At 69.4% G+C, this 10,478-nt stretch carries 11 protein-coding genes and 1 pseudogene; 3 read left to right on the top strand and 9 right to left on the bottom strand.

Going from position 1 to position 10,478, the window contains the following annotated elements; all coding sequences use genetic code 11:
• Window positions 1-113 precede the first annotated feature (113 nt).
• Window positions 114-1,097 (bottom strand): VTT domain-containing protein, encoded by a 984-nt coding sequence (locus ACIA73_RS13105; protein WP_399438506.1) that lies wholly within the window; start codon window positions 1,095-1,097, stop codon window positions 114-116.
• A gap of 167 nt (window positions 1,098-1,264) precedes the next feature.
• On the opposite strand from ACIA73_RS13105, the pseudogene ACIA73_RS13100 reads away from it, so the two are divergent.
• Window positions 1,265-1,668: pseudogene (locus tag ACIA73_RS13100) on the top strand (YbjQ family protein).
• A 36-nt stretch (window positions 1,669-1,704) separates the two neighbouring features.
• Here the strand turns inward: ACIA73_RS13100 and ACIA73_RS13095 are convergent.
• The 7 genes from ACIA73_RS13095 to ACIA73_RS13065 form a co-directional block, all read right to left on the bottom strand.
• Window positions 1,705-2,463 (bottom strand): MerR family transcriptional regulator, encoded by a 759-nt coding sequence (locus tag ACIA73_RS13095; RefSeq protein ID WP_399438505.1) that lies wholly within the window; start codon window positions 2,461-2,463, stop codon window positions 1,705-1,707.
• 133 nt (window positions 2,464-2,596) lie between these two features.
• Window positions 2,597-3,454, bottom strand: coding sequence for an ABC transporter permease (locus ACIA73_RS13090; protein WP_399438504.1), 858 nt, complete (start codon window positions 3,452-3,454; stop codon window positions 2,597-2,599).
• On the bottom strand, window positions 3,451-4,500 hold the full coding sequence (locus ACIA73_RS13085; protein WP_399438594.1) for an ATP-binding cassette domain-containing protein: 1,050 nt from the start codon (window positions 4,498-4,500) through the stop codon (window positions 3,451-3,453). Before ACIA73_RS13085 ends, ACIA73_RS13090 begins: the two co-directional genes overlap by 4 nt.
• A gap of 113 nt (window positions 4,501-4,613) precedes the next feature.
• Window positions 4,614-5,246, bottom strand: coding sequence for a helix-turn-helix transcriptional regulator (locus tag ACIA73_RS13080; RefSeq protein WP_399438503.1), 633 nt, complete (start codon window positions 5,244-5,246; stop codon window positions 4,614-4,616).
• A 103-nt stretch (window positions 5,247-5,349) separates the two neighbouring features.
• On the bottom strand, window positions 5,350-5,886 hold the full coding sequence (locus ACIA73_RS13075) for a DinB family protein (protein ID WP_399438502.1): 537 nt from the start codon (window positions 5,884-5,886) through the stop codon (window positions 5,350-5,352).
• 135 nt (window positions 5,887-6,021) lie between these two features.
• The gene (locus ACIA73_RS13070; RefSeq protein WP_399438501.1) at window positions 6,022-7,479 is read right to left on the bottom strand and encodes an aldehyde dehydrogenase family protein; all 1,458 of its coding nucleotides are present in this window, start codon (window positions 7,477-7,479) and stop codon (window positions 6,022-6,024) included.
• A 157-nt stretch (window positions 7,480-7,636) separates the two neighbouring features.
• Complete coding sequence (locus ACIA73_RS13065; protein ID WP_399438500.1) at window positions 7,637-8,500, bottom strand: helix-turn-helix domain-containing protein; 864 nt, start codon at window positions 8,498-8,500, stop codon at window positions 7,637-7,639.
• 302 nt (window positions 8,501-8,802) lie between these two features.
• Here ACIA73_RS13065 and ACIA73_RS13060 point away from each other — a divergent pair, with 302 nt between their 5' ends.
• Entirely contained in the window at window positions 8,803-9,294 is a 492-nt protein-coding gene (locus ACIA73_RS13060; protein ID WP_399438499.1) for an ATP-binding protein, read from the top strand.
• Window positions 9,295-9,382: 88 nt separating this feature from the next.
• On the opposite strand, the gene ACIA73_RS13055 is transcribed toward ACIA73_RS13060, so the two are convergent.
• Window positions 9,383-9,625, bottom strand: coding sequence for a DUF397 domain-containing protein (locus ACIA73_RS13055; RefSeq protein WP_399438498.1), 243 nt, complete (start codon window positions 9,623-9,625; stop codon window positions 9,383-9,385).
• Window positions 9,626-9,884: 259 nt separating this feature from the next.
• Between ACIA73_RS13055 and ACIA73_RS13050 the strand changes: the two genes are divergently transcribed.
• Entirely contained in the window at window positions 9,885-10,436 is a 552-nt protein-coding gene (locus tag ACIA73_RS13050) for a hypothetical protein (protein ID WP_399438497.1), read from the top strand.
• The last annotated feature ends 42 nt before the right edge of the window (window positions 10,437-10,478 follow it).

The raw sequence follows: 10,478 nt of genomic DNA, 5'->3' as shown, positions 1-10,478 counted from the left end.
GCGGCGCCCCCGCCGCCCCCCGCCCCCCCCGGCCCCCCGCCCCCCGCGCGCGCCCCCCCCCCCCCCCCCCCCCCCCCCCCCCCCCCCCCCCCCCCTCGGCGTACCGGAAGCAATCAGCGCTTGGCGTGCCGGCCGCGCTGCGGCGGGGGCGGGGGCTGCTGGCCGGGGGGACCGGGCTGGTGGGGCTGGGCCGGGTACGGGGAGGGCTGGCCGGGCTGACCGGGCTCGGGCTGGGGCGGGTACTGGCCCTGCTGAGCGGGGTACTGACCGGGCTGGCCCGGGTACTGACCGGGCTGGGCCGGCTGGCCCGGGTACTGACCGGGCTGGGCCGGCTGGCCCGGGTACTGGCTGGGCTGGCCGGGCTGGGCCGGGTACTGGCTCTGCTGGCTCTGCTGGGCCTGGTTCGGGTGGTGGTCGGGGAAGCCGCCGTTGTCGGGCGTCCCGGTCTGCTGGGGCTCTCCGGACGCCGCTGCCTTCTTGGACTGGCTGCGGGCCCTGAGGACCTCGATCACGATCGGGACGACCGAGATCAGCACGATGCCGACCAGGATGTACTCGATGTTCTTGTGCACGAACTCGACGTTGCCGAGGGCCGCACCGAGGAGCGTCACGCCCGCGCCCCAGAGGACGCCGCCGATGATGTTGTAGGTGATGAAGGTGCGGTAGTTCATCTTGCTGACGCCGACGATGATCGGCGTGAAGGTGCGCACGATGGGCACGAAGCGGGCCAGGATCAGCGCCTTGGGGCCGTGCTTCTCGAAGAACTCGTGCGCCTTCTGGACGTTCTCCTGCTTGAAGATCTTCGAGTCCGGCCGCCGGAACAGGGCGGGGCCGACCTTCCGGCCGAAGAGGTAGCCCACCTGGTCACCGATGACCGCCGCCAGCACGATCAGCGTGCAGAGCAGCCACAGCGGGGTGTCCAGCTTGTTGGTGGTGACCAGCAGACCGGCGGTGAAGAGCAGGGAGTCACCGGGCAGGAAGAAGCCGATGAGGAGGCCGGACTCGGCGAAGACGATGGCGAGCAGGCCCCAGAGCCCGAACGTGTTCAGCAAATAGTCCGGGTCCAGCCAGGCCGGTCCTAGCGCAAGCGTATTCACGAGTTCCGGACTCCAGGTCTGATTGTCTGCGGTGGGCTGGCCAAAAGTACCAACGCGAGGAGGCGCGCTCGGGTTCCCCCGGTCCTACCAGGGTGCACTTTGGGCAGACCGGTGCAAAGCGTTTCGGGAGGAATCGGATTCGACTCGGCTCGAAGAGGTGGCTGCGGATGGGTATCGAGGAGTTCGGCGGCGGGCAGAGCGCCAAGTCGGAAATTCTGGTCGTCACCACCAATGACGTGCCAGGTCACCGGGTGGAACAGGTGATCGGCGAGGTCTTCGGCCTCACGGTCCCTCCCCGAGCTGTCAGCTTCGTTCGAGCAGGGGAGACCCCACTCGGCACCTGGGCAGCCAGATCGGCGCGGGCTTGAAATCGCTGGTCGGCGGAGAGCTGCGGGGCCTCACCAAGACCTTGGTGGAAACCCGCAACCAGGCGATGGAACGACTGGTCGAACAGGCGAAGGCGCGGGGTGCCAATGCGGTGCTGGCGTTCCGGTTCGACGTGACGGACGCGCAGGATGTGGGGACGGAGGTGTGCGCGTACGGCACGGCGGTCGTCGTGACCAAGGAGTAGAAACGCCCCCTCCGCCCCCGGGGCCGGGGGTGGTCGTTACAGGTGGCGGAGGGCGTTGGCGAGGATGATGTCGCGGAGGTAGACGGCGAGACCGGGGCGGATGGCCTCGTAGGTGGCGGTGAAGCGGGCGTCGGCGACGTACATCTCGCCGAGGTTGGCGTGCATCTCGTGGGAGCAGTCGTAGTGGTCGCTCGCGATGATCAGGCGGTGTTCCTCGGCGGCGTCCATGGCCCGGACGGAGTCGGTGGGGACACCGGCGGCCATCAGGTCGGCGATCTTGTGGTGGGAGGCGTTGAAGCGGTCGGTGATCCGCTGCCAGTCCGCCTTGGTGTAGGTGGCGGTGCGGGCCTGGGACTGGCGCCACTGTTCGGTGCCGCCCCAGCGCTGCTCGGCCTCCTCGGCGTACTGGTCGGGGTCGAAGTCGCCGAAGACCTCGAACTTTTCCTCCGGGGTGAGGTTGATGCCCATCTTCTGTGCCTCCATGGCGGTCTCGACGGCGGTGGCCATCTCCTGGAGTTTGGTGATCCGGTCACGGAGGAGCTGGTGCTGGCGCCGCAGGTGGTCCTGCGGGTCCGTGGCCGGGTCGTCCAGGAGGGCCGCCACCTGGTCGAGAGGGAAGCCGAGCTCCCGGTAGAACAGGATCTGCTGCAGCCGGTCCAGGTCTCCGTCGCTGTAGCGGCGGTGGCCCGCGTGACTGCGGCCGCTCGGGGAGAGCAGGCCGATCGCGTCGTAGTGGTGCAGGGTCCTGACGGTCACCGAGGCGACCTCGGCGACCTTGCCCACGGGGTGGCTCATGGAGCTCAGCTTCGCTCTCTTCGCGGTGGATTTCTCTCGGTACGTGGAGAGGTGGATACGGGGATCAGCGTGCGCCCTCACGTCACGTGAGGTGCAAGCCCCGTTCCGATTCCGAGGCGTGTCCGAGGAGGCCTCAGCGGCCCAGGCGGCCGAAGCGGCGTACCGACAGGGGGAAGAAGACGGCGAAGAGGAGGACCGGCCAGAGGAGGGCGAGCAGGCCCGCGTGCTGGGAGGCCCAGGAGTCGCCGACGGCGCCCGGGACCCCGGCCAGCTCCCGGACGGCCGTGGCGGTGGCGGAGAGGGGGTTCCACTCGACGGAGGCGCCGAGCCAGCCGGGCATGGAGTCGGGGGTGGCGAAGGCGTTGGAGAGGAAGCCGACCGGCCAGACAAGGATCTGGACGGCGGTGACCAACTCCGGTTTGCCGGCGATCAGGGCGAGCTGGATGCCGATCCAGAGCATGGCGAAGCGGAGCAGCAGCAGGAGGCCGACGGCTCCCAGGAATCCGGCCGCGCCGCCGCCCCAGCGCCATCCGACGGCGTACCCGACCCCGAGCATCACCACCAGTCCGGTGACGGACTGGAGCATGTCGGCGACCGAACGGCCCACCAGCACCGCCCAGTTGGCCATCGGCATCGAGCGGAAGCGGTCGATGACACCCTTGTTGAGGTCCTGGGTGACGGCGAGCATGGTCGCCTCCAGGCCGAAGACCATGGTCAGGGCGAGCATGCCGGGGACGATGAAGTCGATGTACGAGCCTTCGACACCCCGGCCGCCGCCCATGAGATAGCCGAACATCAGCAGGAGCATGACCGGGAAGATCAGCCCGACCACCACCTGGACGGGCTGCCTCGCCCAGTGGGCGAGTTCACGCCGGGTCATGGTCCACGAGTCGACCGGCAGCCACCCTCCGGCACGGGTGGGGGAGGGCGGCAGGGGGTCGTCCGGGGAGTGGTCGGCGGGGCGGGGCGCGGGGCGGGTCGTGGCACTCATGCGTTCACCTCGTTCTGCTTCGCTGCGGTCTTCCCGGGGTTCTTCGATGCGGGCTCGCCGGGCTTCTTCGCTGCGGGCCCCCCGGGCTCCTCCGGCCTGTCCCGGTCGCCCGTGAGGTGCAGGAACACCTCGTCCAGCGTGGGCCGGCGCAGGGCTACGTCCACGGCGTCGACCCCCGCTGTCTCCAGCGCCCGTACCGCGCCGGACAGACCCGCCATCCGGTCGGCGACCGGCATCCCGATCAGGCGCCGGTCCCGGTCCACCACGTCGATCCCGGGGGCGCCGGCCGTGCGCAGCTCCTGCTCCAGCGCGGCCACCGCCGCGTCCAGGCCCGCGTCGTCCCGCAGTACGACCTCGATGCGGCCCACTCCGACCAGCGACTTCAGCTCGTCGGGGGTGCCCTCGGCGACGGCCCGTCCGCTGTCGACCACGGTGATCCGACGGGCGAGCTGGTCGGCCTCCTCCAGGTACTGGGTGGTCAGCAGGACCGTCGTACCGCCGCCGACCAGGGAGCGGACCGCGCTCCACACCTCGGTGCGGCCGCGCGGGTCGAGGCCGGTGGTCGGCTCGTCCAGGAAGAGGACGCGCGGTTCGGTGATGAGTGAGGCGGCCAGGTCGAGACGGCGGCGCATACCGCCGCTGTAGGCCTTGACCGCCTTGCGGCCGGTGTCCGAGAGGCCGAACCGTTCCAGGAGTTCGTCGGCCCGCGCGGCGGCCCGACGGGCGCCCAGGTGGTAGAGCCTGCCGAACATGTCCAGGTTCTGGCGGCCGCTCAACTCCTCGTCCAGCGCGGCGTGCTGGCCCAGCAGCCCGATCCGGGTGCGGACCTCGTCGGCCCTGGTGCGTACGTCGAGCCCCGCGACCTCCGCGCGGCCCTCGTCCGGCCGCAGCAAGGTGGCCAGGACGCGGACGGCGGTGGTCTTTCCGGCGCCGTTGGGGCCGAGCAGGCCGTGCACCGTCCCGGCGGGGACGTCCAGGTCCAGGCCGTCCAGGGCGCGCTTGTCCCCGTACCTCTTGCAGAGTCCCTCGACAACGATCACTCTCAGCCCTCCGAAGCATTAGTCAAACTTGACTAGCGAGGGAAAGGTACGCCTGGGAGGAGGGTTAGTCAAACTTGATTAGCCAGGAATTCCGGGTGCTCCCGCATACGCGGGTCCGCTCACCACGCCGCGTCCTTCATCGCCTCGATCGCTTCCGGGGAGTCCGCGAGGGTGCCCCGGAACGGGTCGCCGCCCTCGCCCGCGAAGCTGTACGCGCCGCCCTCGATCCGCCCGATCAGACCGCGCGCCCACTCGATGCCCGCGTCGGCCGAATGCACCCACATGTTCATGATCTCGCCGATGTGGCCGATCGACTGGGTGCCGGCCTCGGGGACGTAGTGCTCGGTCACGCCGTCGCGCCAGTCCTGGAGGCCCCGCACCCGCTCCTTGAGCAGCCGTACCGCCTCGTCGCGCTCCAGGTCGACCAGGAAGCCGATGGCCGTCGACCACACGTCGTTCTTCTGGTCGTACGAGGTGATGGCCTCGCGCAGCAGCGTGAAGTACTCCGCGTCGCCCGCCGGCGTCAGCTCGTACTCGGTGCGGGGCGGCCCGCCGACGGCGCTCGGGGCCACCTCGTGGGCGACCAGCAGTTCCTGCTTGGCCAGCTGTTTCAGGGCGTGGTAGATCGAGCCCGGCTTGGCGTTGGACCACTCGTGGGCGCCCCAGAACTCCAGGTCGTTGCGGACCTGGTAGCCGTGTGCGCGGCCGTGCCGGCGGACCGCGCCGAGTACCAACAGCCGAATCGCCGACATCCCACACGCCCCGCTCGCTCGTCCGCCAAGACCTCGGCCGGGCCTCGTCGGCCAGGACCCCCGGCCAGCGTAGTCGGCCGGTCAGGGGGGTCCGCGTCCGTGCTCAGCCCCGACCGCTCTCCTGGTCGACCAGTTCGAAGGCGGTCTTCCCGTCCAGGGTCTCGCGGATGATGTCCGCGTGGCCCGCGTGCCTGGCCATCTCGGTGATCAGGCGCAGCAGCACCCACCGCAGCGAGACGTCCTCCTTGGGGTACCAGGGGGCCTCGGGCAGCGGGAAGCTCGTCGCCAGGGAGGCGGCGCGGAAGTAGGCGTCGGTGGTGTCGGCGACGCGCTGCCAGTGGGCGAGTTCGCCCGCGACCGTCTCGGAGCCGACCAGGCGGAAGCTGTCCGCCCAGTCCGCCTCGGTGCGCTGGATCCCCTCGATGTCGGCGCCGGCCAGCCGGATCCAGCCCTGCTCGGTCTCGGTGACGTGCTTGAGGAGGCCGGACAGGGAGAGCTCGCTGGCGCTGGGCTTGGTGGCGGCCTGTTCGTCGGTGAGGCCGAGGAGGGCACGGCGGATGCCGCCGCGCTGCTCGTCCAGGAACGCGAGGAGCGCGTCGGCCTCGGTGCGGAGGTTCTCGGAGCTGACGTGCTTGACCATGGGGTCCGCCCTTCGAAGGAGCTCGTATCTCTGGGGACAGGAACCACATTAGGACGGCTTGCGGACAACTTCTGTCCTCAAGTCGCGGACACGGCGGGGAAATCGTCAGCGGGGCGAAATCAGACGCGGCGCGGATCAGAAGGGGAACTCGGAGCGCCCGTGCTGGATCGAGATCCACTTGTGCGTGGTGAAGACCTCGACCGTGGACTCGCCGTTCATCCGGCCGATGCCCGACGCCTTCTCGCCGCCGAAGGCGACCAGCGGGTCGTCCTGGATGGTGGAGTCGTTGATGTGCATCATCCCGGTGTGGACGCGCTGGGCGAACTGCACCCCGCGCTCCACGTTGCCGGTGTGGACGGCTCCACTGAGTCCGTACGGGCTGTCGTTGGCGATCTCGACCGCCTCGTCGTCGCCGTCGAAGGGGAGCAGCAGGGCGACCGGCCCGAAGATCTCCTGCTCCAGGATGGGTGAGTCGCCCGGGAGGCCGGTCAGGACGGTCGGCTCGACCAGATTGCCTCGGGTGGCACCCCGTACCAGAGCTGTCGCGCCCTCCGCGAGGGCCTGGTCGACCAGACCGGTGAGGGCGTCCGCGTGGAAGGTGTTGATGACGGGGCCGAGGTGGGTGGCGGGGTCGGCGGGGTCACCGGTGCGCAGGGTGCGGACCTTGGCGGTGAACTTCTCGGTGAACTCGCGTTCCACGGCCCGGTCCACCAGGATCCGGTTGGCGGCCATGCAGACCTGGCCCTGCGAGACGAAGCGGCTGAAGACGGCAGCGTCGACGGCGTAGTCGATGTCGGCGTCGTCGAGGACGACCAGGGCGCTGTTGCCGCTGAGGGAGAGCACGGCACGCTTGAAGCGGGCGCCGGTGACGGCGGCGACGTGGCGTCCGGTGCGGTCGGAGCCGGTGAAGGCGATGACCTTGGGGACGGGGTGTTCGAGGAGGGCGTCGCCGATCTCGGCTATGTCGGTGATGAGGACGTTGAGGAGGCCGGCGGGCAGGCCCGCGTCCTCGAAGAGCCGGGCTATCAGCCCGCCGCCGACCACCGGGGTGTTCTGGTTGGGCTTGAGCACCAGGGCGTTGCCGAGCGCGAGGGCGGGGGCGGCGGCCTTCATGGCGGTGAGGAAGGGGAAGTTGAAGGGGCTGATCACGCCGATGACGCCGACCGGGAGGCGGTGCACCCGGTTCTCCTTGCCCGGTATGGGTGAGGCCAGGATGCGACCCTCCGGGAGGGTGGCCAACTGCGTTGCCTCACGCAGGAATTCCATCGCGAGACGCACCTCGTAGGTCGCCTTCACCCGCGTACCGCCGACCTCCTCGGTGATCGCGGCGGCGATGGCCTCCTCGCGCTGCTCGACCAGCCGCAGCACCTTCTCCACGATGTCCCGGCGGGCGTACGCGTTGACCCGCGCCCACTCCCGCTGGGCGCGCTCGGCCGCGCGGTAGGCCTCGTCCACCTCGGTGACCGAGGCGACGGTGATCGCGGCGAGCTTCTCCCCGTTGTACGGGTTGAAGTCGATGATGTCCCACGAACCGCTGCCGGTCCGCCACTCGCCGTCGATGAACTGGTGGGCCAGGTCGGTGAAGAAGGACATACGATCGCGATCCTTTAGGTCTGCCACTGCTGAATCCCCGTGTGAGTCCCCGCGTGGTTCCTCTGCTGTTCCCCTGTGCGGCTCTTGCGCCTCGTGCGCTTCCCTGTGACATGTGATGGTCGCGGGGAAGCTGAGGTTCCGTCAACGTCCATCTGTTTCAGATCAGTTGGAGAAGTCCGCGCAGGACGTCCCGGGTCGCGGACGGACTCGGGCAGTCCTCCTGGAGGCGGTCCATCACGCGCTCGTACTGGGCGACCTCTTCGCGCTTGTCCAGGTAGAGCGCGCTGGTCAGCTGCTCCAGATAGACGAGGTCGGACAGGTCGGACTCCGGGAAGCGCAGCAGGGTGAAGGCGCCGCTCTCACCCGCGTGTCCGCCGAAGTTGAACGGCATCACCTGAAGGGTGACGTTCTCCCGCTCGGAGATGTCGATGAGGTGCTGCAACTGGCCGCGCATCACGTCCCGGTCGCCGTAGGGGCGGCGCAGGGCGGCCTCGTCGAGCACGGCGTGGAAGTGCGGCGCACGCTCGGAGACCAGTATTTTCTGCCGCTCCAGCCGCAGCGCGACCCGGCGGTCGATCTCGGCCGCCGTGGCGTGCGGGATGCCGCGCCGGACGACCGCGTTGGCGTACGCGTCGGTCTGCAACAGGCCGTGTACGAACTGGACTTCATAGATACGGATGAGGGAGGCCGCGCCCTCCAGACCGACGTACGTCTGGAACCAGCCCGGCAGTACGTCGCCGAAGCTGTGCCACCATCCGGCGAGATTGGCCTCGCGTGCGAGTGCGAGGAGCGACTCGCGCTCCGTTCCGTCCGTGACCCCGTAGAGCGTGAGCAGATCCTCTACGTCCCTGGCCTTGAAGCTCACCCGTCCCAACTCCATGCGGCTGATCTTCGATTCGGATGCACGGATCGAGTAGCCGGCCGCTTCGCGGGTGATGCCGCGCGATTCGCGCAGTCGCCTCAGCTGGGAGCCCAGCAGGATGCGCCGCACCACCGATCCGCTCGACTCACCTGCGGTCACTTCTCCGGCCCTCCCACTCGTTCATCTGTGCGCGAGGCCCTCCCCCAGGGTCCCGAGGGAGCGAAGTCTGCCACCAAAACGCTTCAGCCTGTACGCATTCGGTTACGGAAATGGCAGGGGTACGAAAGTGGTCGCAGGAAGAAATGAGCAAGAAACGTCACTCTGTTGCCCAAGTCCGGCGCGTGCACGTGCATCTGCCCTTGCATCTGCTGTGCGCATTCGGAACCATGGTCCGCGCGCACGTATATCCACCGTTGTCCACCGCTGTATTGCCGCGACCGCGACACCCGGGAGTGCCTCGCATGGGGACCAATGGATCGACCATGCTCGTGCCGTTACGGCAGGGCCTTCCTCCCATCGACCCCGCAGCGGTGTCCGGATCGGCGTCCTGTGCGCTGCCCGCGAGATTCGAAGCGGTGCGCGGGGCTAGGAAGTTCACCAGAGCCACGCTGGGCCAGTGGAAGCTGGAGAGCCGGTTCGACGATGTCGCGCTGGTGGTCTCGGAGCTGGTGACCAACGCGCTGCGGCACGCCCTGCCGGCGGACACCGTGCGGGAGAACGATCCGCCGGTGCGACTGCATCTGATGCACTGGAGTTCGCGACTGGTGTGCGCGGTGCGGGACCCCAGCCATGACGGTCCCGCCGCGCGGGAGGCCGACGACTTCTCGGCGGAGTCCGGGCGGGGCCTGTTCCTGGTGGACTCGTTCAGCGACAGCTGGGGGTGGCACCCCCTCGCGGGGACGCTGAACGGGAAGGTCGTGTGGGCGCTGTTCCGGCTGACGCCGGGAGAATGAACTTGGCCGGTTCTCAGCAGGGTTGACGGCCTGCGAACGTCGGGATGCGCCGATTTCCGGGCGTACGCCGCCTTTGCGCCGCCCCGTGTCAGCTCCCCGCCACCAGGTGGTCGAACTCGCCCGCCTTGATGCCGATCAGCATCGCCTCTATCTCCGCGGGCGTGTAGACGAGGGCCGGGCCCTCGGGGTGCCGGGAATTGCGCACCGCCACGTTCCCCCCGGGCAGCTTCGCGAACTCCACGCAGGAGCCCTGGGAGTTGCTGTGCCTGCTCTTCTGCCAGACCACCCCGTGGAGCTCTGTGGCCGCCATGCCGTTGTATGCGTGGTGCACAGGTCGCTCCCGGAAGTGCTGGTGTCAACTGCTGGTGTCAACTGCTGGCGATGTCATTTGCTGTGGGACTGTCAACTGACCCGGATCATAGCTGCGTTCAACTGTCGGTGCATGGGCAGATGCACGTGCACGCGGGGTGTCCTCTTGACTACACAAGAGGAGGGCCTTATCGGCCTCCGGCTTCTGCTGGTAGACGCCCTGGTAGCTTGACGCGTTCCTTCCGCAACGGAACGGGCCAACCAACATGGGGAGTCTGGGAGTGCATCAGCACATTCGTACCGTCCGCGCCGTCCGCACCCGCACCGCCCGCACCGTCGCCGGAGCGGCCGCACTCGCGGCGGCCCTGCTGCTGACCGGTTGCAGCAGCGACGGCGGCAAGGACGACAAGGCCCCGGCGAAGGACGGCGCTTCGAGCGCCCCCGCGGGCGACGGCGCCGGCGGGGCGAGCACCCCGCCCGCCGGTGACGCCGGAGCCGGTGAGGTCACGGGCTCCTGGACCGCCACCTCCAACGGCAAGCTGGTCGTCCTCACCATCTCCGGTGACATGGCGGGCATCGCGGGCGAGCAGCTGTGCACGGGCCGGGTGGTCCGCCAGGGTTCCGTCACGCTGGACCTCAAGTGCCCCAACGGCAACACGGATCGCGCCAAGGGCGCGGTGACGGCGGGTGCCGACGGCAAGACCCTCACGGTGAAGTGGGAGGGCAGCGGCATCGAGGACAAGTTCTCCAAGGCGCCCGCGGACGCGATGCCTTCAGGGATTCCGACGGATCTGCCGTCCGGGATGCCGAAGATTCCGGGCTCGGGGTCGTAGGTTCCGCCGTCCGGGGCTGTGACGTCGTGGTGAGGGCGGCTG

Origin of the sequence: Streptomyces sp. NPDC051561, from assembly GCF_044454195.1 — a bacterium.
Lineage (GTDB): Bacteria > Actinomycetota > Actinomycetes > Streptomycetales > Streptomycetaceae > Streptomyces.
This window is presented reverse-complemented; position numbering and strand designations above follow the sequence as displayed.